The sequence below is a fragment of the Nostoc sp. WHI genome (assembly GCF_015714725.1).
Taxonomy (GTDB): Bacteria; Cyanobacteriota; Cyanobacteriia; order Cyanobacteriales; family Nostocaceae; genus Nostoc.
The window spans coordinates 24,425-50,919 of sequence record NZ_WBKM01000055.1 but is presented as its reverse complement, the minus strand read 5'-3'; the positions used below and the strand labels follow the sequence as shown (position 1 = coordinate 50,919).

Below are 26,495 nucleotides of genomic sequence, written 5' to 3'. Positions count from 1 at the left end.
ATTCGTAATTCGTAATTCGTAATTAAGGAGAAAAACTTTGAAATTTGGTTACACGGTCATCTGGGTAGAGGATGTAGTTAAGACGGTTGAGTTTTACGAAAAAGCTTTTGGTCTAGTTCGTCGCACTCTTGAGGATAGGGGGCAGTTTATCTGGGCGGAAATCGAAACCGGAAATACTACATTAGCTTTCTCCTCTAGTAGCGAAGCACAGAAGTTATTTCCCGGCGGCTTCCATGCAAACGATGCGACACAACCACCAGCATTAATCCAGATATCATTTGTTACTCCTGATGTTGGTACCGCTTATATGAAAGCAATAGGGGCAGGCGCAAAAGCATTAGATGCCCCTAAAAAACAACCTTGGGGACAAACAATTGCTCACGTCCGCGATCCCAATGGCGTGCTGGTGTCGTTGGTGAGTGGCTAGGTAGTAAATTGTCTTTTAGCAAGACGCAACCCGCAAGTGTTTTATTGATGAGGGCATCAAACAAGCAAAGCTATAATTACCGTAGCCTCTAGCTATGTTGCATATTTTTATGACCCATCTTCTAACACTGGAACTGAACGATCACATTTTCACTGCGATTCAGCGACAGGCACAGGCGATTGGTGTTCCTGCTGAACGGTTAGCTGCAACGTTGCTAGAGCAACAGTTTGGACAAGTTTTTAAATTGTTGCTGTCTGAAGCAGAAAAGGAGACAGCACGAGCCAGATTTGAACGCCATTTTGGGACACTTAATCTGGAACATCCGATTGATCTGAACAATGAGAGCATTGATTTAGATTTGGTGAGAGAGTATGCCAGTAACCACGAGGAAAGTTAATGCTCCTCGATACCTCTGGATTACTTTGTCTGCACTATCAGACTGAGCCTTTGCATACTGAAGCTCGTGTTGCCTATAAGAGAGCAACAATCCGATTAACCCACAGCTATATCATTGCTGAGTACGTCGCGTTAGGCACTGCAAGGCGTTTTCCCCGTTCATCCGTGCTTGCTTTTGTGGTTGACTTGCTGGATAACCCAGACATAAAAACAGTTTGGGTGGATGAGCCATTGCACCGGGCAGCAGTCGATCTCCTAATGGAACGGAAGGATAAAACTTACTCTCTATGTGATGCGTTGAGCTTTGTGCTAATGCGCCAGCGTGGGATTACAGAGGCATTGTCTACTGATCGGCACTTCGAGCAAGAAGGGTTTATCCGCTTATTGTGACCAGCAGGCTAACAGGACAATGGAATTTTTACACTTCGGTTAAGTTGATTGTGCTGCTGGCAAGCATTTATTGTCTCTACTCTCAAATATCAAATTTTATGGATTCAAATCCAGCATTGTGTGCAGCGATCGCAAATCATATTACCACCAGTCCCCAACAGCGAATTACTTTTGCCCAATTCATGGATATGGTACTATACCACCCTGAACACGGCTACTATTCCAGCGATGCAGTCAAAATTGGCTTTAAAGGTGGTGATTTTTTCACCTCTCCCAACCTCTGTGCTGACTTTGGCGAGTTACTTGCAGAACAATTTTTGCAAATGTGGGAGATTTTAGGAAAACCTGTACCCTTTTCTCTGGTAGAAATGGGAGCAGGTCAAGGATTACTGGCATTGCATATCCTTAAATATCATCAGCTACGCTACCCAGATTTTTTTACTGCCCTGGAGTACATTATTGTTGAAAAGTCGCCAACTTTAAGACAAGAACAGCAGCAACGCTTGGAAGATTTACCCGTGCGTTGGTGCAATCTAGAGGATATACCACCGAATGCGATCGCAGGCTGCTTTTTTTCTAATGAGTTAGTAGATGCATTTCCCGTGCATCAATTCATCCTGGAGACGGGAGAACTCCGAGAAATTTATGTAACCACAGATAAGAATGAGAAAGAAACCAATGCCTTATGCCCATCATTTACGGAAGTCATAGGGGAACCTTCAACGCCCCAACTGGCTGAATATTTGGATTTAGTGGAAATCGACTTTGCCCAAAGTGCATATCCAGATGGTTATCGCAGTGAAATTAATTTGGCTGCTTTAGATTGGTTGAGTATAGTAGCAGACCGCTTGCAGCGCGGCTATGTGTTAACAATTGATTATGGCTACCCCGCAAGTCGTTACTATAATCCCAGGCGATCGCAAGGAACGCTACAGTGCTATTACCATCATCGTTTCCATGACAACCCCTATGTTAATATTGGGCGACAAGATATCACTGCCCATGTTGACTTTACGGCTTTGGAACGTTGGGGCCAGAAGTGCAACTTAAAGAATATTGGTTTTATCCAGCAGGGGTTATTTTTGATGGCGTTGGGATTAGGCGATCGGATTGCTGCCCTTTCTTATCAACAACAACCCCTCTCGCAGTTACTACAGCGTCGGGACGCACTACAGCAACTTCTATATCCCACAGGACTAGGTGGTTTTGGAGTCCTAGTTCAGAGCAAAGGTCTGGACAAGACAGAAATTTCTCAATCATTAAAAGGATTGACTGTGCCAGAGTAAACGTACAGAAAGAAAAGTTAAAGCTCTATTTAAGAATGCACTATCAGTCCTATTTAGACTAGCATTACAGTGATTACTATAAAGTTAAACACACTACCAAAGTAATAATTATGACTACTCACGACCTGTTAATGTTAATAACATTACTTACTCCAGGTATTTTACTTTCAGTGATAATTATGGCGACTTTTGCCGCAGGTGGCTAATTACCAGAGTTAGAGAGTAGAGAAACTTAAATGACAAAACCAATGACTTGATTGGTGCGGCCAATCTAAAATCTAAAATCTAAAATCCAAAATCGTTTGATACTGTACCAAAGGAACGTGAAAAATGAAGGTGGCATTTCTGGGAACCGGACTGATGGGACTACCAATGGCTCAAAGGTTATTAGCCGCAGATATACAACTAGTTGCCTACAATCGCACCCCAGAAAAATTAGCGCCACTACAAGCGGCTGGGGCTGAAATTGTCACACATCCCCGCCACGCCATTCGTGCTGCTGAGTGCGTAATCCTCATGCTTACTAATGCCTCGGCCATTTATAACGTGTTACTTTCAGATACTGCTTGGCAAACTCTGGAAGGGCGCACTATCATCCAAATGGGAACAATTACTCCTACAGAAAGCCAGGAAATTAGAGATGCAGTTGTTGCAGGTGGCGGTGAGTATCTCGAAGCACCCGTATTAGGGAGCATCCCGGAAGCAAAAGCTGGCAAGTTGAGTGTTATGGTAGGTGCCGAGCCAGAACAATATGAACGCCACTTGGACTTACTCGAAAATTTTGGCACAGAACCTTTACTTATCGGGCCAGTAGGATCTGCGGCAGCGCTCAAATTGGCACTAAATCAACTAATAGCTTCTCTAACAGCTAGCTTTGCTCTCAGCCTAGCTTTTGTCCAGCGTCAGGGTGTCGATGTGGATGTGTTTATGCAAATATTGCGCGACAGTTCACTCTACGCACCTACCTTTGACAAAAAGCTACAACGGATGTTGGATAGCAATTATGCTCATCCCAATTTCCCTACAAAACACTTGCTTAAAGATACAGAATTGTTTATCTCTGAAGCGAAATCTCTGAGTTTGGATCTCAGCAGTATTAAAGGTGTTCGGCAAATCTTGCAGACAGCCGTGAAAATGTCATTTGCTGATGATGATTACTCATCACTATTTTCTGTAATTAAGGAATGGGGAGAAGCGATCGGGGAATAAAGAGTTTAAGCTCATCCCAGGAATGTCTTTATTGGGACAATACCGGAGATGCTTAGTACAAGATTTCATTAATCTCGTAGCGAATTCTCTGCGTGCCTCTGCCCTTTCCTCTGCGCCGACAGTCACTCATGGGGGAAACCCCTAGACGCTCTCTGCGAGACGCTACGCGTAGCTATATTTGAGATTGATTTTGCAACTCATTATTAGGCGCGCTTTGAATATTTATTGCTTTTTGATTTCGATAATCTTGCACAGTCACAAGTTGCCAACTGGAATCTTGTGAAAGTTCCAAAACCCATTGATGATAATCAAACAGGCTTTCCCGATGCCCAACACTGATAAATGTTGTTTTCATAGATTGTAATTTTTGATACAAAGCTCCTTCATTTTGCAAATCTAAAGCACTCGTTGCTTCATTTAATTACAAACATCATAAGTAATAAGATATTTATGCTCCTCTCTGGAGCGGAAAAATAATAAATATCTTTTAAGTGTTGATTGATGATTTAATATGAAATTTACAAAACTCGATTATTGTCAATATTTACTTAGTAGTCAAATAAACTACACTCTTACTAATTTAGCAGAACACTTAGAAAATATTAGTCATGATAAAATTAATTATTATTTAAAAAATGAAAAGCTAACTCCTCGTCTACTTTGGGATAATGTGAAAAATTTAATTGTCACTGACGAAGATGCTTGTATTATATTTGATGATACAGTTTTAGATAAAAGATTTTCCGAAGAAATCGAAATAGTACGAAGACATTATAGTGGGAATGAACATGGAATCGTCAGAGGAATCGGAATAGTCAGTTGTGTATATGTGAGAAGAAGGGTGTGGGGGATAGGGTGTCGGGTGTAGGGAATACGGCATTGGACGAGGCTTCCAACCTCGCCCAATGCAAGCGCCTTGAAAAAGCCTCGCTTCTGACTTTAGGGCTGTTGGGGCTTCTTTATAACCTGCAACCCAACACCCCACACCCTATACCCGCCCCAACGGGGCTGGTGAATCCTAACACTCAAAACTTTTGGGTAATTGATTATCGTATTTTTAATCCTGATAATGATGGTTTAACTAAGATAGACCACGTAAAAAATATGCTGCAAGGTCTTGTATATCAAAAGCTTCTCCCTTTTGATACTGTTTTAATGGATACGTGGTATGCGGTAAATAATTTAATGCTTTATATTGATGGTTTAGATAAAGTTTATTATTGTCCTTTGAAAACTAATCGTTTAGTTGATGATACTTTCGGCAAAGAAATCATATTGCTTGTGCTATGTTGGTTTGGCTGAGACTGAAAAATTTAGCCTATCAAACAGGCCAAACTATTTATAAAATCAAGCACAACTTACTATCTAATTATCTAATTCAGCAATTAAAACGTCCAGACGTTCATATGTGTTTGGTCTAATTTAAATTCCCGTGTGTCGGGGCTTCGCCCCGCCCGCATTTTGTGCCAGTTGCGTAAGTCCTGTTGACTTATAAAGTATATTTGTTGTTAGCTAAGAGTAAATATTCTATAGCTGTTGCTCAAGCAGCCAAGATAGTCGGCGAATCCACTATCACTGAGTTGGTTGCGGATCTTGTAGAAATCTTTCGGTTACTTCGCAGAATTCAGACGATATTAATATCATTCACACTTTTAGACTTGAGATATTGCAAAACCTCTTGATATATCTGACTGCTAACGCGATCACCTCTTCTACCATTCTCTAATTTGATATCATCAACGAAGAAATTGAGCTTAAATTCAGCATAAGTAATCCCATCATCGCTATGATTTGTACCTTTGATTAAAACTTGTGGTTCTTGCCACTTTTGTCGCGGTTCTTTGAATCGTTCCCGAACCCATTTATTTAATTCCATCACATAATCATCAATCCGAGTTTCTTCAGTTTGGGGATTAGAAATTTTTTGGTATAAACGCTGCGATCTCCGCTTGAGTAGATTAAGTTTACGTTCCCACTCTTCAGAAACCATGTAACTATCATTATCCAAGAGATTTGGATCGCGAATCCAGATGCGATACCATCCCCGAACTAACTCAATCAACGAATCTTGAACTCTGATTTCTTGCAAGTCAAAAATAGTACGATTGTTTTGAGTTTCCGCAATTGCTTCTAACCCAATCAAAGCTAGTATATCCTTATACTCCTGCTGTACATTATTAATTTCATCTTGCGTTAACCCACCCTTTTCAGCAAACTGGAGTGTAACAACTAGTGTTTCTAGTCCTATTTGAATCTCTTCTAATTTATAGTTAACTTCCTGTTCTGCAATTAAGCGCAATTTGCCTATTTTTTGTTGTTCTGTTAGTTCATCAATTTGATAGTAATCATCAATTATTTCTAATTTTTTACCAATATCTCCTAACGTATCTGGATGAGATAAAATAATTTTTACTATCATCTGTTTAGCTTCATACATATCATACTTGACTAATATTTCTACCTGACTAGAGTGATGGTAATAAGCTGTAGGACGGCTGAGGTTAATAATATTCTGGCTTTGTAAATTACTATTAGGAATGTAAATATTATAATGTTTGTCAGGTACATAAAGTTGCGTAACCCGCACACCAATTTTTCTTAGTATGGCAATAGAACCGTCCTCAAGGCGCAAAACATCACCAAACTGGAAGGGTGTATCAATCAACAACACAACACCACTAAAGAAGTTTGCCAGGATGCCTTGATCTGCAAAACCAATTACGAATGTTGCACCACCTAAAGCTACCCAAATACCAGTAAGATCGACTCCAAAGGAACGTAAAACCAAAAAAGCAGCTATCAAGTAAATTACAGCAGGAACTACTGCTTCTAAGAGAGGTAGTAGCACATCGTCCCACATGGCTTCTGTTTGTTGAGTATACTGCTTCAGGTAATAAATAAAAACTTCAATAAAAACTTGTACTATCCAATAGCTAATTGATATGATTATTCCGGCTGTTATGAGATTTTCAAAGCTGTCAATCACTGCACCTGAAGGCAGACTCTCGAAGGTTAATTTGAGGACACCTAACACAAAAGTAGCTAGAGCCGGATAAGCCGAAACGTTAAGGGTAACTAGGGCAATATCTCGTTCAAATTTGCGAAAAAGGGAACGCAATACATAAAATAAAATGACATAAAGTAAAATGCCGCCAACAAATGTAATTAGTAAGCTACTTAGAACGAAAGCCCAAGTATTTGTTTCAAATGGTAAAAGTTTGTTTAGCATTGTAGTAGTTTTATTGCTCCTATTTATAATTGTTTAATTATCTTTCATCTGAAATCGGTCTTAAATTAAAAGATAATATTTAAAACCCTCATCAGATAAGGGCTTTAAATATTATCAAAGCTACATATAGCAGTCCTAAATCATTTGTGAAAATTCTATATCTCTTTCTTCTTTCTTCCCTTTGTGTCCTTGGCGTTCTTGGCGGTTCGTTTCCTTATTTATATTTTTCACGACTCATTTAGGATTGCTATAGCATAATAAGTACCGAAGAACCAAAAAACTAACGTCCAGCAGTAGCAATGCTTTAAGCTTTTTAGTATATTTATTATTCAATTTCGAGTTTAAGACCAGGGAGTAAACGTTCTAGGTTTTTCAATGATTTTCCTTGCCAAGGCATAGTATTTGAACCTAAGATAAGCAACTGAATTCCTTTTTTCTTACGCAAGCTCAGGACAAATTTTGATAACATACTAATACCGGAACTGTTGAGAAATGCTAAATCTCTTAAGTTCAAAGTCATCGTTGCAGGATCGGTTGCGGCAATTTTATTGAGTAGATTGGTAATTGGTTCATATTCACTCGATCCCCCAAGGCTCAATTCTCCTTTAAAGTTAACTATTGCAGAGTCTGTATAAGCTTCAACAGTGTAATCTCCATCTTTAATCTCTTGCAAAACCATAATATGTTCTTTTCCTAAATAAACAATATTTGAATCAGATACCGATGAATACTATACCTTAAATTGCGCCATTGTAGTTACAGCCATGATTATAGATTCTTGCTGAATAGTTTCTAATTTCCAACCAATTTTAGCTGAGTAGTCATTAATCATGGTTAACAGCCCTAAGCCAGAAGATCCATTTTCGTCAGCACTTTTTTCAACTTGATGCACATACATTTCATGGGTATTTGAAGTTAAGATTTTTTTAATAACTGCTCTCAATTTAGCTTCAGTTTCTAGTTTAATACTATTGCTGGCAAAAATCACGGCAGTGACACTATCTGCGTCATTCAATAAATGAATACCAAATCTTACTTTGTAGTTAGAACTATCATCATTAAACTTCATGGCATTTTCTAAAAGTTCGTTGGCAACATAGCTAACCGCACTTTTACTTTCTTTGATTATTTGTTCTTGATTTGGTTCATTTTCATCTACCGCTAAAAAGTTGGTAAAGTAGTCTGCAAAAAAATGTGCTGAAAGACGATTGCTACGCCAACGTTGTTTGATTGAGCGAGAAGTGGGTGTAAAAGAAAGTTCAAGAGAATCATGTTCTGGAGGAAAGTCAGAGATCAAATCACCAAATAATTCAGTTTTGATTATAGTAGAGACTGTAGATATTGGAATCATAGTTTTTTAATCTCAAAATAATTGTACATAAATGCAGGTTAAGCGCAAATAAGAAGAGTTTTAAAAGGTAAGAATTCAGGAGGCAGAATAGTTAAAAAATCAGAAGAAAATTTGATAAATAAATATACTAGGCATTCTAGATTTCTTATAAATTATGACTACTGAATTTTGGATGCTGAATTCTTACTTTAAAAGTTGAATTTAATGATTTAATACCGCAATTATGCAATACCCAATAAGCTAAAAATCTAAGTCGATGATCGTATATAGGACTAGTATTTGATTTTTGAAATGCACGTAGTAGACTGTCTACGCAAAATAGTGCGTTAGACGTAGGTTGGGTGGAGCAAAGCGCAACCCAACATATATCAGGATGTTGGGTTACGCAAAGCCTCCACCCAACCTACAATTTTTTTGCAATCATTTTAGCCATGACAGCCCATTACAAGACTACCGAGATTTTTTCAGAAATCAAATATGATTCCTATAGCAGTTATAAATCATTTTAAAAATAAATTAACCATAGATGCACAGAGAGAAGAATCGGAGATTTTCATGACTCATTTTGGATTCTAGAGCATTGTTTATATTTGCCGATATTAACTTTCATAAACTTCTTCCTGTCGCTTGAATACTAGCAATGTGATGTCATCAAATACTTTTTGTTTACCAATATGTCGTCGCACATCTAAAATTACTGCATCTTTAATTTCTGATGCTGATTTGTGCCAGTTTTGACTGATTATTTCACATAACGGTTCAAGGCCGTATTGATTTTTATTGATGTCTTTGGCTTCGGTAATACCATCGGTGTAGAGGACAACCCCATCACCTGGTTGTAATTCCAGGGTTATATCGCTAATAAAATCAGTTATGTCATCATCTAAACCAATGGGGAAACCCAAGTCCATTGTGTCAATAAGCTCAATTTGCCCACCTTTGCGGATGATAATTGTTTCTTCGTGCTGTCCACTGATACTTATTTGCCCTTGAGCATAGTTGAGAATCACCAATGTCAAGTTCTTCTCAGAGTTCATCCGTTGCACGTTCTTGCAGATAGTGCGGTTGAGTATGTCAAAGAAGCGCACTGAATCAGATTCGCGGATTTCTTTGAGGAGGCGAACTGCTGTTTGTGTCATTAACATTAACAATCCACTTTCTAGGCCATGTCCAGTTACGTCTCCAATACCAAGAGTTACTACTCCGTCGGTGTGCAGTACATCGTAGTAATCGCCGCCGACTTCATCCGCAGCTTCCATAAAGCCAGCAATATCTAGTCCTTCAATAGCTTCTAGTTCTTCTGGTTTTGGAAGAATCATTTGTTGCATTCGCCGAATTATATCGAGTTCGGCACTCATGCGGAGGTTTTCTCCTTTGAGTTTTTCATTGAGAATATTAATTTCTTCATTAGCTTCGGCTAGTTCAGCAGTGCGTTCTTGAACTTTAATTTCTAGGTTGTGGGCATAATCTTCCAATTGCCGATAGGAAAGCATCAGATTTTTCCATAAAACCTGTACAAGACCAATTATTAATGCGCTGATAACAGTTAATAATGGTGTAAATACAGGAATTAACCAACCACCAAGAAAGGCAATGTAAGCACTGCTAAAAATAATCACCACAGCCAGTAATAAACCACTTATGGTCAGCCAACGTTTTTTAATGTAAATTGCACCAAGAGTGGCACTATATCCAGACCAAAAGATGATTAAGAACCAGTTTAGAGGTTTAACGGTAGCTCGCATCATTGGGCGGCCATCTATGGCGGCGCTGAGAATCTGACTGGTAAGATTTGCGTGAACTACTACTCCAGGGACTAGCTCTGTAGGAAAAAATAAATTGCTATTGTAAGGGGTACTATAGCTATCATTTAAACTGGGAGCTTTTGCACCGACCAAAACTAGGCGATCGCGCATAAAATTAGCAGGTATGCGATTTTCTAAAACATCGGTCATGGAAATATGAGCAAAGCTCTCTAGCCCACCTCGATAATTAATTAAAACTTGGTATCCCCCCATATCAACTTCGTTGTATTGCCCATCATTGCTAGATAGAGGTACAAACTTAGCTTTGCCTAAACCGTAGATTTGTTTATCTGCGTTGATTGCTTTTAATTCAATGCCTTCTTTTTCCAAATATGTTAAGGCTAGTTTGACTCCTAGCCCTTGAGCTAAACTTTGATCAGGTTTACCTAATAAAATAATACCGCGTCGGATTTTGCCATCTGTATCTAAGAGGAGGTCATTAGCAGCTACTTGACCCTGTTTAGCTAGATTCGGTGGTGGTGCAACTGGTTTTCCGGCAACTTTTTCAATGCCAATAAAATTGGGAGTATTTTGAAATTCTTTGACTAGTTCTGCGTGTCCCGGTTCTACGGGTAAATCCCGATAAATATCGATGGCGATCGCTCTTGGTTGTTGTGCTTTGATATTGCGAATCATTTTCGCCATAACGCGATCGGCCATCGGCCATTGCTTGACATATTGAATATCTGGCTCGTCAATTGTGACAATCACAATTCGTTTGTCTACAGCTTCTTGCGGACGAATACGAAATAATTGATCTAAAGTCACCCATTCTAAAATTCTAAAAATACCGATATTACTCCCAGCAATGACTAATCCTGCAACACAGGGAGTAATTATCAGTGTTCCTTGCCATTTTTTCAGTGATTTTTTGAGTTTTTGCCACATCATTCTTTAAAAAGCTGCTGTTAATGGTTCAGAGGCAATATTTTCTAGTCCAACTTGCTTGAGTAAATCGTGCCATTCAGTAGCAAAAGCTTTATTATTTGGTTGCGATCGCTTTGCCGCCGCTAAAATTTTTAGGGTATCATACCATACACCAGCCTCAGCATATTTAGTGGCTAATTCCACAGGAGATGAGGCTAACTCCTGCTCATTAAATGTAGACTTGACTCGTTTTATCCACCCTGTTACAGAATAATTATCAGGTCGGAGAATTCCGCCTGGTTCAATAGGTGCAAAATACCACAGGTAATTTTTATCTATTACTAAAGGTGGTGATGTTGGAGGTAAGGTAATACTAACTACACCGCCATCGGGAGAAACTTTTAGCATTGTCGAATAATGAGGATTTCCGTCTTCGTCTTGGAGGCTGAAAAATACGGTTTCTGCGCCAACTGGAGGCAAATAGACAAAAATTGTGGGGCTTGCTAATACAGTGCGTCCCTGTTTCGTAGGAGGAACTAATGCTGTTAATGGTGCAGTTTTTCCCCTTGTACCACCACCAATACTGCTTCTGGGGGTTGAATTTCCACTAGGTAGAGTCAATTGCACATCACCCCTTGTACCTCCGCCAACGCTGGTTTTAGGTGTTGAACCTCCTGGTAAAGTCAATTGCACATCACCCCTAGTTCCGCCGCCAACGCTGGTTTTAGGTGTTGAACCTCCTGGTAAAGCGAATTGCACATCACCCCTAGTTCCACCGCCAACACTGGTTCTAGGTGCTGAACCTCCGGGTAAAGCAAACTGCACATCACCCCTTGTACCTCCGCCAACACTGGTTCTAGGTGTTGAACCTCCGGGTAAGGCGAATTGCACTTGTCCGCGAACGCCACCGCCAACGCTGGTTTTGGGGGCTGCATCTTTGGGCAGTTTAAATTCCACACTAATGAGAACTTGATTGGTAACGGTTGGATTCTCTTGAGGGAGAAGGCTTGCTAATGTAGAATTGCCTGTCAAAACTATTAATGTGCCGCTAATAGTGAAAAATAAAAATATTTTAGAATTAAACTTAACCATGCTCACCTCTTCTGCTATGTTTACAACCAATTACCGACAAGAACGAAAGAAGACCAAAAATAAGGATGTTTGTATAAAGGATTAGCCATAATTTTGATTTGTGCCTGTTGCAATGCCTCAGCTTTGTTTAGTTTTGGATTACTCAATTGGTGATAAAATTCTTTCATCAAGGAGGAAGTAGACTCATCACTTACTGACCATAAACTAGCAAGAGTACTTTTAGCACCAGAACGTAAAGCAAATCCAGCTAAACCTAATGTTGCACGATTATCACCTACGGCTGTTTGACAAGCACTCATCACTAATAATTCAATCGGTTCTATGTTTGTTTGACTTCTGTTTTTAAACAACAGATCAAAATCTTGAATGGAAATGCGATCGCCCCAGGTCAACAAAAAGGTTTCTTCTGGGTTGGAACTGAATTGACCGTGAGTTGCAAGGTGAACTATGGGGAAAGATTTATTAGCGATCGCCGCTTTTAAACTGTCTCTGCTAAACTTCTGATCTAGCAACACTTGTGAATTAACTTCTGTAGTAACTTCTTTAATTTCTTCTGTAACTCCAGGTAAGGGATTGAAGCCTTGGCGTGCTTCCGTCAATCCAGCCGCTAACACGCTCAATTTTTGGCGTTGCAGTCCTTGAGGAAATAGTTGTAATCCAGGACTGAGAACAACACTATAATTTTCGATTAAATACTGTTTGCCATCATACAGAACAGCCATTGGCAAGTTTCGCAACAAACTATCTGGAATGAAAACTAAAGTTTTGATACTACTTTTCTGGAGTGTTGCTTGAGCAGGTGCAATCAGCCAGTTATAAATTTCTTGGGAAAGTCGCAAACGCTCCTTACTCGAATAACCAGGGGATAGGGAAGAATAAAGTTGTTTTAAAATAGTTTCTATTTGCTGTTTTGGTAGTTGGGTGCTGTAGTGACGCAGAGATTGATTAGGAACTGAAAGAATAACTTCCAGGCGATCGCTTAAAATAATTGGATAAATAACGGCTGCGTGCAAGTCAATTTTTTCTAAAACTACAGGATTGCTATTATCTAAGCAAGCATCCCGAAAAAAGTTATCCAGTTCCGCTAGTTGCAAAGCTTCCATCACTTGCAGAGCTTGTTTAAGGTTGCTTTGATTATCTTTTTGCAACAACAAGCTAACGTAATCTCGATAAATCGGTTCAACACTTTCTTTAAAATTAAACTGTACATCCCGGTTAATTGCCACTAAATCACTACGTAGAGATTGCAAGTTATTAAAAGCAATCTCATAAGCAGGGATGGCGCTATTACTATCTCCTCGTTCTTTAGCAATTGCACCCACCTGTCCCGCCGCACGAGCTACTAAATCTATAGCATTTATTTCTTGAGCTATTGTTAGTGCTTGTTGTGTCAAAGTTGCCGCATCTGCTAACTGGTTGTTTTGTTGGTAGAGTTTACCTAGTTGGTTAAGGGAATAAACTTCGGCTCTCGGATCTTTGATTTCTTTAGCTTGTTGAATAGCTGTTGCTAGCAAGTGGGAAATTTTGACGGCGTTGGTGTCCAAAACTGCTTTTCTACCTTCTCCTGCTGGCTTTAAATCCATCAAACTTTCTGCAAAGTTAATCTTGGCATAAATAGCAGGGCGACTAGGAGGAAGTTGGGTAAGATTGGTTTCTATTTCTGGAATTATTGTCTGTGCTGATTCCCAGTTTTGTAGTTTAACCAACAAGCTCAATTGATTTAATTGTGCTTCTAATTTAGCCTGTAGTTGTGGAGATAAATTAACTGCTTGTTGGTAGTATGTCCAAGCAACATCATATTGTTGTAAGTCTCTGGCAACATTGCCAATACTAAATAAAACTGCACTCACATCAGTTGGAGAGTTGAATTGTTTACTAATTTCCCAACTTTTATCGAGAATTGTTTTAGATTGCTTTAAATCACCAACAGTTTGCAGAGCAATGCCTAAACTTCTCAATCCTTGAGCCTTTAAGAGACTGTCAGGTTGATTTTGCAATTCTGTCACTAGTTCTTCTAACAAAGTTTTGGCGCGGCGATACTGTCCCAGTGTTTGCAAACCTTGCGCCTGATTAATTTGGCTGATGAGTTTACCTGTTTTATCACCTGAGCGCTCATAAGTGACTGCTGCTTGTTTCCAAGTATCTATAGCCGTATCAGTTTGTCCTTGTAGTATTTGGAGCGTTCCTTGGGTGTTTAATGCCTGCGCTAATAGTAAACTGCTTTTAGTATCGGGAATTTTTAAGCTTTTGATGATATTGATACTTTCGGCGATCGCAGTTTGTGCTTGTGGATTTTTTCCTAAATCTTTATATGCTAATGCTAAATAATTAAGAACTTGAACTTGGCTAATTATTTCTTTTTGTGATTGATAAAACTTCAGTGCATTTTCCCAAACTCTAGCTGCTTCTGTGTATTGTCCAGCTTGATAGTAATTTTTACCTTGTTGTAACAACTCTGAAGAATTTGATAGTTGTTGAATTTCCTGATTTGAATCTGATAATATGGATTGATTAGCAACAGCAGGAATATTCTTAATAGCTAATAACAGACTTAATATTAGGCAAATGCAAAAAAGCCAGACAACATTGATTTTTAGATTTGAAAATAACCAAGTTCGCCAAAATTCTTTTTTGTTTAAATAGTTATACCTCTTTCGTCTAGATATTTTCCTCATATTAGTTACAATTTTTAAGGTTAAATTTTTAATAAATTATTTGATTATTTTATATGTAAAATTTATTAATTTTTTTAAATTTATAAAACGCTACAATTAAGATGCTTTTGAGATAAACTCTCTTGAGGTAAAGACGCTACTAATTCTACTTGTCCTTGGGAATTAATTCTTAAGCTTGTGGCTTCGACAATTTGTTGTCTTGTTGGAGGAATTGCAGAAGAACTATTTACTTGATTACTGTTTTGCGTTTGTGCAGTTATAAAATCTCGCGTATCTGACAAGATAGTTTGACCACGAATGGTTGCTGTAGGGTCTGCTGGTAAACCTCCTCTACCTGTTATAGTAAAAGAATTACCTTCCGTGGATGCACAACTAGGAGTAACTATTTTATTATTGCGATCGCTCTCTGGGTTTGGTACTCCTATCAAAGCTGAACTTTGAGCTGCATCCGGTTTATTAATTGATTCAAGGCTAGAAAAATCTAACACAGGATTAAGAACTTCCGGTGGAGGATTAGGAATTTCTAATGGAAGACTAGGAACTTCTGGTGGAGGATTAGGAACCTCCGGTGGAGGACTAGGAACCTCTGGTGGGGGACTAGGAACTTCTGGTGGGGGACTAGGAACTTCTGGTGGGGGACTAGGAACTTCTGGTGGGGGACTAGGAACTTCTGGTGGGGGACTAGGAACTTCTGGTGGAGGATTAGGAACTTCTGGTGGAGGACTAGGAACTTCTGGTGGAGGACTAGGAACCTCCGGTGGAGGACTAGGAACCTCCGGTGGAGGACTAGGAACTTCTGGTGGAGGACTAGGAACTTCTGGTGGAGGACTAGGAACCTCCGGTGGAGGACTAGGAACTTCTGGTGGAGGACTAGGAACTTCTGGTGGAGGACTAGGAACTTCTACTTTTTTGGCGCTAGAAGTAATATTACTGAAGGGGGTAAGTGTATCAGCAAACCCGATTCCTTCAATATCTCTGGTAGTAATATTAATATTGCCACCACTACCTAAGAACGCATTGGCTGTAATATCACTGTTTTCTTCAGGAACAGCAAACAGTAAATCTGTGTTGATAGTGATGTTAGCACCATTTCCACCTGTAGTTTCATTACCTGCAATCGCCAAAATACTACTTCCACCGCGTAATGATAATGAATCTGCTAACTGGAGATTAATATTACCGCCTTCAGTGCTGACTGTTTTTGTGGAAATTAGAGCTTGATTATCGAGGGTTAATTTGTTTCCTTGGATCTCAATGTTGCCACCAATCCCACTACCTTGGCTAACGGTGGAAATAGCAGCACCATCCCGAATCTCAACAAGCTGGGAATCGACGAAGATATTACCGTTGTTACCGCTAGAACCTAAACTTGTATTAGCAAATAAACCCGTATTTGCACCAGACAAGAGAATTCTGTTTGTAGCTTTTAGTACTATATTGCCAACATTTCCTAAACCTTCTGTTCGAGAAAATATCTGACTATTATTAGTAGCAACAAAGGAGCTAGTATTAATTTCTATATCACCAGCTTTCCCTGCACCTATACTCTGGCTTCCTATATTTGAGTTATTTAATAAAATTGAATCAGCATTAATAATGATATTACTAGCATTATTACGATTACTTATGGTGAATAATTTAGCTTGGTTAGCTTCTAAAGAATTAGTAGTAATGATCAGCTTTCCATCTGTCCTTGTTATACTTCTCCCCAAGGAAATCAATGGTGCATTTAGCGTTACATCACCGCCTTGTCCAGCACCAAAGGAAAAACTGCCAATAAATGACTCTCTAAGTGGAGCTTGTTCTTGAATAATTGCAGATTTACTGTTGAGAGTAATGTTACCTCCAACTGTACCGAAAGAAAGAATCTGTGATGATGGTCGTATGATAATATCATCCTGAGCTAAAAGTGTGATATTTCCACCGGGTTTGGAAAATGTAAATGTAGAAAAATCAATTCCTAAACTCGTCAGAAATTGGGGAGTAATAATTTTCCCCCGTGAATCAATCACAATATTTCCCCCCCCTGCACCCCTATCAAATATGCTTAGTACAGAGTTAACTGTAATATTGCCCGATTTAGAAGAATTAGGTTGATACTGATTGGTTAAAAAAACCAGTCCTCCCGAATTGATAATTTGATTGATAGTGATATCTGCGCTTGTTGGTTTACCATCTGTGCTAGGAGTAGGTGAAAAAGCATTGATTACTCCTTTGATTCCAGTTGGATTGAAATTAGTAGTTCCCGCTCTAATATCAACAGTAGGTTGAGCGCTGCCATTAATGATAACTTGCGTTAATCCATCGGAAAGAGTAACGGTTTCATTAATAAAACTAGTTTGGTCTGAACGGTTAACATTAATATTATTAATATTTACACTTCCACCTGCAAAAATGTGAATGGAAGCTCCTGTATAACTATTAAAACTAACATCTCCACTTGAACGAATAATTGGGTCGTTAAAGCTAAATAAATCTCCTTCTTGCCCGTTAATTTGTTCGAGGCTAAAATTACCACCACTAAAAAATTGAGTGTCCCCACTAATCGGATTGGCTGAACGGAAAACCATATTTTCATCAGAAAAGAAGCCACTGGAGGGATCGTTTAAGGCAAAAATATCTATCTTATTTCCTTCAGCTAACAGTTGCTGTTTAGCTGAGGCAATGAAAGGGTAATTTAGGTTGTCCCGCACTTTTAGAGTGTTACTAGCTTGCAAGGTTAAATTGCTACCTGCTTGCAACTGCCCTTGTAAGTCAAGATTTGTACCAACTAAAGTCAAGTTTTGTCCAACTGATAAATTCCCACTGTTAGCGATCGCACCTTGGGGCGCTAACCAACTTTCTAACCCCGGAGGAACATTGACAGTCAACAAGGGGGGTGCTTTAGGATCTTGGGTAGTAAATTGATAACCGTTTTTGAACAAAAGGGCGTTGCTGGTGCTAGCAAAGAAAGAACCAGAGATATCCAAACGCGCATTTGTACCGAAAATTATGCCGTTAGGATTAATTAAGTAGAGATTGGCATTTCCTAATATTCCGAGTCTACCGAAAATATTAGAAACATGGTTTCCTGTAACTCGACTCAGGATATTTTCGACTCCAGAAGGATTAGAAAAGTAAACCTGTTGCTGATTACCTACATTAAAATCTTGAAAACTGTGGAATAGGTTACTACCTCGAATCGCTCCCCCATCTATGCGATCAATGTTACCTTTGGGACTTTGAACATTAGGTGTAACAACAGAGCGTTCGACTCCCAAACTGTCATCAGCAGCTATTTGAGCTACAGCAGTTGTTGTTGAACCCAGAATACAGGCGATCGCCGTACTGCTTGTTAAAATTTTCATCAGCATAGTAGCCCTATCAGTTTCCTCTGTTTCAGCAACACCTGAATTCTTCTTCTACTTAAAGTCAATAATTTTGAACTTTGATTAATTTACGTTTGAGTAGATATACACATTCCAGCCCATTCATAGCTAAAACTCCGATCGCCGGACTAGGTTCGGGAACACTAGTGGACACAACAAACGAGAGTTCAGTGGCTCTAAATCAGTAGGGGATTCGACCCCTACTGATTTACTCCTTCTGAAACTTCTGCCTCCTGCCTCCTGCCTCCTGCCTCCTTCAATACCGAACAACCAATAACTGATAGGATTTCACAAAATTCTTCATAACTTATTTGTTTATCTCCGCTAGTATCGGCTAATTTCAACATTTCTTCGATTTGAATATCAGTAAAATTAGAATCTATATTACGGATACATAGTTTCAATTCCTCCAGAGTAATGTAACCAGAATTATCCACATCAAAATTTTGGAATAATTCTAAAATTTTTGCTTCTGAATCTAAATTGTCTAATAAACCTAGTCGCTCGACGATCGCTTTCCAGAGTCGATCTGGTTCGGTGCGTTTTAGTGCATGTGCTTCTTCCACTGGAGTAATACTATATTGTTGTCTGATGGCATGGATAATTTTCAAATCTCCAGAAGATAAAGTTTGCAAGACATCTTCTAAAGCTTTTATGGAAAAATTTCCAGTAAATGCTTTTAATAATTCTGCTATTTTTGCTTTATCTGGTCGATCGTGCCAAGAACTGAGTATTGTTTCTAAAAGGGTTTCTCGATAACTCGCTAACCGCAAGAGATTTTCCCTACTATGAATTTTTGTAGGAGAGAATAATTCAGGATATTCTGTTACTAATTCTGTAATGATAATTTCGTGTTCTTGGTCAGAAATTTCTAATTGTAGGCGCATCTGTTTAAAGTTTGTCAAGCTCTCCCCTACATCTACATAACCCTCATCAAGAGCGTCTCTTAAAATTCCTTTATAGGCTTGTAACCGTTTCTCTTTATTAAAACTAGGCAGAACTTTTGCTAAAACATAAACTTCGTCTGCACTCAATTCATCTAGCGATCGCCCTTCTAAAAAGCGAGAGGTGTCCAAATTAAGTTTTTGTAATTGTTTTCGCAAACGATTGGTTAACCCCTCTCTTAAATAGAGGTCTCGACCACGTTCCCAAGTTCGATGTAACCATATAGCGCTGCAAACAGCAATCAGAACAGGGAATAGATATTGGAGAGAATTTGGTAATAATGTGATAAAGTTTCGGGCAGCAAAGATAAAGAAAAAGTTAAAAATCAAGAAAGTAGAGAGAGTAAAGATTCGATGACGAATAATTTCAGAATTTGTAGGCTGTTTTTTACTTAATAGATATGCTTTATAACGCTTTTCAATGTTTTTACCTAGCCAATATCCACCTAATGTAAATATTCCCAAAGTTAAAGGAACTGCGACTAATTTAGGAATAGGAATTGCTTCTCCGAATAGATAGAAACCTGGTTTTAATAAATTTGCCCATTGGTTTTCTTCATGTGCCCAAGCTCCAGAAGTATAATAATTCCAATTCCCCGCATACAGATAGTAATAGGTAAAATAACCAATAACTATGCCCATATAGCCGTAGTATAGCCATTGTCGATCTGGTTGGGTAATATTTTCCCAGTAAGAACGTTCTGCATCAATATCCATGCAATGATTACTACAAGCTACACAAGCACTTAGTTCTTTACCATCTCTACTGATAGTACGACACATAGATTGGGTGATTTTTTGTTGATCGCCTTCATGAGCAGTACTATTTAATAATCCTCTAGGCTCACTATAAATTTTCTGTACTGGAGCCATAGGACAAAAGTAGTGACACCAAGACTTACCACCATATAAATAACCAACTACGATAGCCGCTACAATAGTCCCCAACAGAAAAATTCCTAAAGCTAAACGATTAGAATTGATAAACAGAATCCGAGAACATAATCCTAGACAAAACAGACCAAATTGCAAATAAATAGCGTTTTTAAACAACCAAGAATTTTTCGATACTTTAACTATTTCGGTTCTTGCCTTGTCTGCTTTATTATTAACAGCTTTCTTTTGTCTTTGCCATTCTAAAGCTCGCGGAATTTGAGAAATAAAAGATAAAGGGCAAATTCGCCGCCAAAACTCGTGTCCAAACACTAGTAAAATAAAAATACTAGCAGGAATAATTATTCCCCAAAATATGGGCGCACCCAAAGCATAGGGAAATTCTTCTAAACAACTTCCTTGAACTATTACACAGTTCTCTAAATTAATTTTTAGAGGGCTAAGAGTATTTTCTGGATAAGTTAGCCAAGATGTTATGGGATCGTAGAAGAGGGAAAAAATTAAGATTAACCAGCCAATGCTAAGTACCCATCGAACTCGACGAATCTGACGTTCACTAGTATTTACTAACATTTTTGCTCTCCACTTATTAAGATAAAACCTATGACAAAAAACTAATATTGCTGCTTATGTATAATTACGCCTAATTGTCGCGGCTCGCAAACATAAACGCTCCGGCTTGCAAACAAGAAAATTGTTGGCTCAAATTAATTACAAATAAGATTAAACTTCGGCTCACATTATTTGCAAAGAGACTCATTATTATTTGCATGTATTAGCATTAGTTTCTGCTACGGAGAAGTCGTCACCCCTAACGACATTAGGAGTGGCAAGCAATGTACAACCCAAAACAGAACTAAACAACAAAGTATTGCCAGAGCAGATTTTGTTCATTTTGTTTGTTAATTGATTACCCAGATTTAGTTACTTTGTAAGTATTCTCAACCATACATTGTGTAGAGATATTGCGATACAACATCTTTACGCAATGCAACATTTCTACTGAACCGTATTGGCGCATAAGCTTTTGCACTTGTGCGCTTTGATCGCAAAGTTTTGGCGATCGCCACCGATTCATAACGGGTACACCATCGCTAAAGTTTTGCTTAAATCATTCGCGTAATGGATTGTACAGCGATCGCCTTGATCAATGCATCGTACAAGTGTCCTATTTTTGACTAGGATCTTTGTCCTATATAACTAATACTTATGCTGGTTGAAGAAGGCAGAGGGGAGAAGGCAGGGGCATTCTGACCCGCCACTGAATTGTTGCACCGCTAAATCTTCTCTTTCAGAGACGCTGCGCGAACGATTTAGCGGGGGTCTTAAACCCACTTATTCATCCGCTAAATCGATTCAGAATTCAATTCTGAATTCTGGCTCCTGACTCCTGAATTCTGTTTGATAAAAAAATCACATTACTTGACAGGCTTCTTTGCTGAAACTAATAAATAATTCAGTGATGATGAACTTAGGAAATCATCTATAGCAGTCACATTTACCTTATAGGTTTCTTCATCTATCTCTCCTACTTGAAATTCCTTTTCAATCCAAGATTTAAAATCTCGCGAGTGTGTATTCCAGCACTCCTCTGTCGCTTCTAAAACTTCTATCTGCTGGAATCCTGCCTGTTGGTAAAGACCTTTATACTCCTCAATATCTTGGACAATATTTTGAGGAACAACGAGATCGCCGAAATACTTTGTAGTGTTAAAGACAAGATCAGAGAGGATCAGCTTGCCTCCAGGCTTCAATACACGCCAAGCCTCTTTCATAAACTTCTCCCTTGTATTAAAGTAGAAAGCTGCTTCCACACAGATGATGTTATTAAAAGTATCATCCTTAAATTCCATCTGCACAGCATCCATACAAATGATTTTACAGTTTGGTGCATTAACTGCACTTCTGGCTATTTGTTTAGGGGAAATATTGATGCCTACAACATCACCAGGCAAATAATACTTGAGTAGATAACTGGTAGTTGCTCCTAAGCCACAGCCAACATCAAGAATATTTCCCTGCTTATCTGGAATAGCTTCTAACAGCTTTTCCATTAAGTTAAAACTGGCTTCCTGCTGATTTTGAGTATCTGAGCGCCAATAGCCTACATTGAAAAACTCTTCTTGACCGTAGTAATCTCTAGTCAAAGGATCAAGAATTAAATTGTCAAATACAGTAAGAAATTCGTTTTTATCCACAGTTACCTTATTAGTTATTGGTCATTAGTTAACAGCTAATAGTTCGTCTCTCTCTATTCCCCGCTCCCTACTTCCTCCCGCGCTTCTTTGATGCAAGCTTTCAACCGTTGGGCTAAAACCTGGACATGGGGTTCAGCCATAATTGAAACGTGATTGCCTAATACAAAATGGCTCTCCACTGGTTCAGTAGAAAACTCACTCCAGCCCAAGGATAAATCCTGTGAAACTTCAGCAAACTCATTATTAGAGTCTTCCGTCATATCTTCGTTGGCGCGGAGAATTGTCACTTTACCCGGATAAAGATGTTTTGGTACATAATCAACCAGACATAAAGAGCTGCTTCTATAAGCTTGTACGATATTTATCAGTTGCATAGTTTCAGCATTTGGAGGCAGTATGTTAGCAATTTTGAAACAGTTTAAAACGTATTTTAGTTGCTCCTCCTCAGTTAAAGATTGCAAGGTTTCGTAAGAAACATCTAGATTCTTTTCTAAATAAATTTCCAGACCTTGGCTTACTTCAGCTAACCACCTCGAATGCTCCCAATTAAGAGAATCAACAAGTATTTGCTTATCTTTATACGTTGGTGCTGAAGAATCAAATATTGCCAGTAAAGCAACTTTGTATCCTTTTTGACACAACTGTTGAGCCATCTCAAAAGCCAAATTTCCCCCATAAGAATGTCCTCCTAAAAAGTATGGACCTTGTGGCTGAACAGCTTGCATTGCTTCAATGTAATGACTCGCTATATCTTCAATACGAGTAATCTCACCCAATTCCTGATACAGATTATTTTCAAAACCGTATAACGGTTGATCGTCTCCTAAATAACGTCCTAAGTGATAGAAGTAAAACGGTCTACCTCCTGCACCTGGAACACAGAAGAAAGGTAAGTTTGAACCATTTGGTTTAATTGCTACCAAACAAGATGGCAAAGAGTCATCCGATTCTGTTTGGATAATTGTTGCTAACTGTTCAATTGTGGGGTTTTGAAACAGGACTGTTAAAGGAATATCTTTACCAATCTGCTGCTTAATTTGAGTCATTAAGTAGGGTGCTAACAGAGAATGACCACCCAAATCAAAAAAGTTATCTTGTACCCCAATTTTGTCAATTTTTAGAATTTTTGACCAGATTTGTACGAGCTTCAACTCTAATTGATTACGCGCTTCGATAAATCTATTCTTCTCACTAGTGTTAGCAGGAGCTTTCAAGGCGCGGCGGTCTATTTTACCGTTAGGAGTTAGTGGTAGGATTTCTAGAATGACAAAAGCATTTGGCATCATGTACCCAGGCAGTTTATTAGCCAGGAACTCTCGTAGTTCGCCTGTTGTGAGTGTCCCCTGTTTTTGCGGCACTACATAGGCGACTAACCGCTTCTCTCCAGGGGTATCTTCGCGGACAATGACGCAAGATGCTTGCACCTCGCTATGTTGGCTCAGTACAGTTTCAATTTCTCCCAACTCAATGCGGAAGCCACGAATTTTGACTTGATTATCAATACGCCCTAAGTATTCAATGTTGCCATCAGGTAGATAACGAGCTAAATCCCCTGTTTTGTAAAGCCGCTCGGAATTAGAGGATTGGTCTTTTGTTTCCCTTCTATCCCTCTGCCCACCTGTCCCGTGTACGGGGTTCCTGCCATAGACCTCTGCCCCTCTGCTTCTTAGGAAAGGATTAGGGACAAATTTCTCATTAGTCAACTCAGGGCGGTTAAGATAGCCGCGTGCTAATCCTACTCCAGCAATGTGCAGTTCTCCTGGTACACCAATCGGCACTGGTTGTAAGTATGAGTCTAAGATGTAGATTTGTGTGTTGGCTATAGGGCGACCGATAGATATTTTCTCATCATCTTTAGTGCATTTGGCGATCGCAGCACAGACGGTAGTTTCCGTTGGCCCATAAGCGTTAAAGAAGTTTCTCCCAACAGACCATTGTTTTATCAGTTCAACAGAACAAGCTTCTCCGGCGACAATGATTGTTTGCAACGCAGGCAATTCCTCAGCAGGCAGGACTGCCAATACTGATGGTGGTAGAGTGACATGAGTGATGCCATAGTTACGTAATCGCTCAATTAAAGGTGTACCAGGTGCTAAGGAGTCTTTTGTACCTAAGTAAAGGGTTGCACCTGACCCTAAAGCCATGATGATTTCCGAGATAGAAGCGTCAAAACTCAGGAAGGCAAACTGGAGAATGCGACTATCTGAATGCAAACCAAAAGTTTGAATCTGAGCTTGAGCTAAGTTCACCAATCCGGTGTGCTTAACCATTACTCCTTTAGGTTTACCTGTGGAACCGCTCGTGTAAATCACATTAGCTAAATGAGTAGCACTCACGACTCCAGTCAGATTATATTGGTTGTTTTCGTCAATTTGTGACCAGATTTCATCTAAACAGACAAGCTGCCCTTGATACCCATTTAGTTTATCAAAGAGTTGCTTTTGGGTCAGCAGCACGCCAAGTTGAGCATCTTCGAGCATAAATTGTAAACGCTCTTGGGGATACTCAGGGTCAAGCGGCACATAAGTCCCACCTGCTTTGAGAATACCCAGTAGCGCCACTAGCATTTCTAAAGAACGCCCGACACACAACCCAACCAGTACATCGGCTCCCACACCCAAAGACCGCAAGTAGTGTGCCAATTGGTTCGCACGACAATTTAATTCATGGTAGGTGAGTTGTTCATCTTTAAACACCACCGCCACTGCATCAGGGTTACGCTCTACCTGCTCCTCAAACAACTGATGGATACATTTATCATAGGGATACTCTACTAGAGTATCGTTCCACTCCACCAACAATTGATGACGCTGTGCTGGACTCAACAAGGGTAATTCAGAAATTCGCGCTTGTGGATTGGTTACAATTGCTTGGAGTAAAGTTTGAAAATGTTGGGCTAGACGAGTAATTGTATTCGCCTCAAATAAATCAGTGTTGTAACACCAAACGCCCTCTAAACCTCCAGGAACTTCCCAGTAGTTTACTTCCAAGTCAAACCTAGCCCTAATATCAATTGGTAAGGGCATATTCTGAATATTTAATCCTGACAAATTCTTAGAAGACTGCGGCGCATTTTGCAGAGAAAACATCACCTGTACCAAAGGATTACGGCTCAAATCCCGCTCAGGCTGTAGCTTTTCTACCAACATTTCAAAAGGTAGGTCTTGGTGAGCATAGGCTGACAAGGTTGTTTGCCGCACTTGTGCCAAAAATTCAGCAAAGCTGGGATTGTTAGAAAGATTGCCCCTTAATGCTAGGGTGTTAGCAAAAAATCCCATTAACTGCTCTATTTGAGGGCTTGTACGGTTGGCGATAGGCGAACCAACAATAATATCTGGTTGACCACTATAACGAGAAATTAACACCAAAAACGCTGCCAGTAAGGTCATAAACAACGTTGCGTCTGACTCCTGGCTTAATTGCTGGAGGCGTTGCGTGAGTTCTCGATCTAGCACAAAAGACTTAGCTGCACCCTGAAAAGTCTGGATTGGGAGACGCGGTTTATCGGTGGGTAGTTCTAGTACGGGAGGAACACCCGCTAACTGTTTTTGCCAGTAATTAAGTTGGCGTTCTAGAACTTCGCCGGTTAACCACTGGCGCTGCCAAAAGGCAAAGTCAGCATACTGGATGGATAATTCGGGCAGTGGGTTGGGCAATCCTTGGATAAAGGCTGCGTATAGTTGAGATAACTCACCAAAGAAGATGTTTAAAGACCAACCATCATAGATAATGTGGTGCATCTTCAACAGCAGTACATACTCTTTGGGACTTAGTTGGAGTAGGGTGAATTGTACTAAAGGCCCAACAGCCAAATCGAAGAGCGTAGACGCAAGAGACTCCGCTATTTGACGAATTTGGGCAGTTTGCTCTTCGGTGGACAACTCTTGCAAATCATGGATGCGTAAAGTTAAGGCTGTGTCCGGGGCAATTCGCTGGATAGGTTTCCCCTCTACTGTGGGAAAAGTGGTTCTTAAAATCTCATGGCGGCGGACAAGTTCACTGAGGCTTTGTTCTAGTGCTGCTATATTGAGCGCACCGTGTAGCCGCAGTGCCTCCAACATATTGTAAGAATCATTGTCTGGTGAAAGCTGCTGGATAAACCAGAGTCGCTGTTGGGCAAAGGATAGCGGTAACTCACAATCCCGTGGCACGGCTTGAATGACAAGTTGCTCGGAGACTTTAGCTTGTTTGGCTTCTTGCAATAAGGAAATAATTTCAGTTTTACGCCCAGCTATTTCTTGGCGCAGGGTTGGAGTTAACACCCCATCAGGGGCATGACAACGTAAGCGATCGCCATCTGTCTCTAGGTTAATACTCAAACTTCTTAGTTGACAAAGCAATTCAAAGGTGCTATTAGTCATTAC

Annotated in this window: 15 protein-coding genes and 3 pseudogenes; 7 read left to right on the top strand and 11 right to left on the bottom strand. The window is 39.6% G+C overall.

Annotation, left to right across the window (positions count from 1 at the left end; all coding sequences use genetic code 11):
* Nucleotides 1-37: 37 nt before the first annotated feature.
* The 5 genes from F8S12_RS05750 (at nucleotide 38) to F8S12_RS05730 (ending at nucleotide 3,708) form a co-directional block, all read left to right on the top strand.
* Entirely contained in the window at nucleotides 38-427 is a 390-nt protein-coding gene (locus F8S12_RS05750; RefSeq protein ID WP_196515379.1) for a VOC family protein, read from the top strand.
* A gap of 109 nt (nucleotides 428-536) precedes the next feature.
* Nucleotides 537-824: a hypothetical protein gene (locus tag F8S12_RS05745; protein WP_196515378.1), complete on the top strand. Its 288-nt coding sequence runs from the start codon at nucleotides 537-539 to the stop codon at nucleotides 822-824.
* Nucleotides 824-1,213, top strand: coding sequence for a type II toxin-antitoxin system VapC family toxin (locus F8S12_RS05740; RefSeq protein ID WP_196515377.1), 390 nt, complete (start codon nucleotides 824-826; stop codon nucleotides 1,211-1,213). Before F8S12_RS05745 ends, F8S12_RS05740 begins: the two co-directional genes overlap by 1 nt.
* Nucleotides 1,214-1,311: 98 nt before the next feature.
* Nucleotides 1,312-2,499: a class I SAM-dependent methyltransferase gene (locus F8S12_RS05735; protein WP_196515376.1), complete on the top strand. Its 1,188-nt coding sequence runs from the start codon at nucleotides 1,312-1,314 to the stop codon at nucleotides 2,497-2,499.
* Between the two features lie 330 nt (nucleotides 2,500-2,829).
* The gene (locus F8S12_RS05730) at nucleotides 2,830-3,708 is read left to right on the top strand and encodes an NAD(P)-dependent oxidoreductase (protein ID WP_196515375.1); all 879 of its coding nucleotides are present in this window, start codon (nucleotides 2,830-2,832) and stop codon (nucleotides 3,706-3,708) included.
* A 172-nt stretch (nucleotides 3,709-3,880) separates the two neighbouring features.
* Here F8S12_RS05730 and F8S12_RS05725 read toward each other — a convergent pair.
* Nucleotides 3,881-4,129 (bottom strand): annotated as a pseudogene (locus F8S12_RS05725) (ABC transporter ATP-binding protein/permease); the annotation flags it as partial.
* A gap of 90 nt (nucleotides 4,130-4,219) precedes the next feature.
* Between F8S12_RS05725 and F8S12_RS05720 the strand changes: the two are divergent.
* A pseudogene (locus tag F8S12_RS05720) lies at nucleotides 4,220-4,573 on the top strand (IS701 family transposase); the annotation flags it as partial.
* A gap of 146 nt (nucleotides 4,574-4,719) precedes the next feature.
* A pseudogene (locus F8S12_RS05715) lies at nucleotides 4,720-5,129 on the top strand (IS701 family transposase); the annotation flags it as partial.
* A 203-nt stretch (nucleotides 5,130-5,332) separates the two neighbouring features.
* Here the strand turns inward: F8S12_RS05715 and F8S12_RS05710 are convergent.
* The 10 genes from F8S12_RS05710 to F8S12_RS05665 form a co-directional block, all read right to left on the bottom strand.
* Nucleotides 5,333-6,937, bottom strand: coding sequence for a mechanosensitive ion channel family protein (locus F8S12_RS05710; RefSeq protein ID WP_196515374.1), 1,605 nt, complete (start codon nucleotides 6,935-6,937; stop codon nucleotides 5,333-5,335).
* 325 nt (nucleotides 6,938-7,262) lie between these two features.
* A complete protein-coding gene (locus F8S12_RS05705) occupies nucleotides 7,263-7,616 on the bottom strand; it encodes a slr1659 superfamily regulator (protein ID WP_196515373.1) in 354 nt (117 codons plus the stop codon).
* 51 nt (nucleotides 7,617-7,667) lie between these two features.
* Nucleotides 7,668-8,288 carry a DUF6272 family protein gene (locus F8S12_RS05700; protein ID WP_196515372.1) on the bottom strand — a complete coding sequence of 207 codons (621 nt, stop codon included), beginning with the start codon at nucleotides 8,286-8,288 and terminating at the stop codon, nucleotides 7,668-7,670.
* Between the two features lie 599 nt (nucleotides 8,289-8,887).
* Complete coding sequence (locus F8S12_RS40340; RefSeq protein WP_230967819.1) at nucleotides 8,888-10,984, bottom strand: CHASE2 domain-containing protein; 2,097 nt, start codon at nucleotides 10,982-10,984, stop codon at nucleotides 8,888-8,890.
* 3 nt (nucleotides 10,985-10,987) lie between these two features.
* Nucleotides 10,988-12,052 carry a DUF928 domain-containing protein gene (locus tag F8S12_RS05690; protein WP_196515371.1) on the bottom strand — a complete coding sequence of 355 codons (1,065 nt, stop codon included), beginning with the start codon at nucleotides 12,050-12,052 and terminating at the stop codon, nucleotides 10,988-10,990.
* Between the two features lie 20 nt (nucleotides 12,053-12,072).
* Nucleotides 12,073-14,727: a CHAT domain-containing protein gene (locus F8S12_RS05685; RefSeq protein ID WP_196515370.1), complete on the bottom strand. Its 2,655-nt coding sequence runs from the start codon at nucleotides 14,725-14,727 to the stop codon at nucleotides 12,073-12,075.
* 80 nt (nucleotides 14,728-14,807) lie between these two features.
* Nucleotides 14,808-18,074 carry a two-partner secretion domain-containing protein gene (locus F8S12_RS05680; protein WP_196515369.1) on the bottom strand — a complete coding sequence of 1,089 codons (3,267 nt, stop codon included), beginning with the start codon at nucleotides 18,072-18,074 and terminating at the stop codon, nucleotides 14,808-14,810.
* Nucleotides 18,075-18,295: 221 nt separating this feature from the next.
* Nucleotides 18,296-20,506 carry an EF-hand domain-containing protein gene (locus F8S12_RS05675; protein ID WP_196515368.1) on the bottom strand — a complete coding sequence of 737 codons (2,211 nt, stop codon included), beginning with the start codon at nucleotides 20,504-20,506 and terminating at the stop codon, nucleotides 18,296-18,298.
* Nucleotides 20,507-21,351: 845 nt separating this feature from the next.
* On the bottom strand, nucleotides 21,352-22,131 hold the full coding sequence (locus F8S12_RS05670) for a class I SAM-dependent methyltransferase (protein WP_196515367.1): 780 nt from the start codon (nucleotides 22,129-22,131) through the stop codon (nucleotides 21,352-21,354).
* Nucleotides 22,132-22,184: 53 nt separating this feature from the next.
* Complete coding sequence (locus tag F8S12_RS05665) at nucleotides 22,185-26,492, bottom strand: non-ribosomal peptide synthetase (RefSeq protein ID WP_196515366.1); 4,308 nt, start codon at nucleotides 26,490-26,492, stop codon at nucleotides 22,185-22,187.
* Nucleotides 26,493-26,495: the final 3 nt, after the last annotated feature.

Bases quoted from the DNA above. Each gene is read 5' to 3' on its own strand.
- F8S12_RS05710 (WP_196515374.1), bottom strand. From the start codon at position 6,937: ATGCTAAACAAACTTTTACCATTTGAAACAAATACTTGGGCTTTCGTT.
- F8S12_RS05705 (WP_196515373.1), bottom strand. From the start codon at position 7,616: ATGGTTTTGCAAGAGATTAAAGATGGAGATTACACTGTTGAAGCTTAT.
- F8S12_RS05745 (WP_196515378.1), top strand. From the start codon at position 537: ATGACCCATCTTCTAACACTGGAACTGAACGATCACATTTTCACTGCG.
- F8S12_RS05700 (WP_196515372.1), bottom strand. From the start codon at position 8,288: ATGATTCCAATATCTACAGTCTCTACTATAATCAAAACTGAATTATTT.
- F8S12_RS05685 (WP_196515370.1), bottom strand. From the start codon at position 14,727: ATGAGGAAAATATCTAGACGAAAGAGGTATAACTATTTAAACAAAAAA.
- F8S12_RS05735 (WP_196515376.1), top strand. From the start codon at position 1,312: ATGGATTCAAATCCAGCATTGTGTGCAGCGATCGCAAATCATATTACC.
- F8S12_RS05730 (WP_196515375.1), top strand. From the start codon at position 2,830: ATGAAGGTGGCATTTCTGGGAACCGGACTGATGGGACTACCAATGGCT.
- F8S12_RS40340 (WP_230967819.1), bottom strand. From the start codon at position 10,984: ATGATGTGGCAAAAACTCAAAAAATCACTGAAAAAATGGCAAGGAACA.
- F8S12_RS05740 (WP_196515377.1), top strand. From the start codon at position 824: ATGCTCCTCGATACCTCTGGATTACTTTGTCTGCACTATCAGACTGAG.
- F8S12_RS05690 (WP_196515371.1), bottom strand. From the start codon at position 12,052: ATGGTTAAGTTTAATTCTAAAATATTTTTATTTTTCACTATTAGCGGC.
- F8S12_RS05665 (WP_196515366.1), bottom strand. From the start codon at position 26,492: ATGACTAATAGCACCTTTGAATTGCTTTGTCAACTAAGAAGTTTGAGT.
- F8S12_RS05675 (WP_196515368.1), bottom strand. From the start codon at position 20,506: ATGTTAGTAAATACTAGTGAACGTCAGATTCGTCGAGTTCGATGGGTA.
- F8S12_RS05680 (WP_196515369.1), bottom strand. From the start codon at position 18,074: ATGAAAATTTTAACAAGCAGTACGGCGATCGCCTGTATTCTGGGTTCA.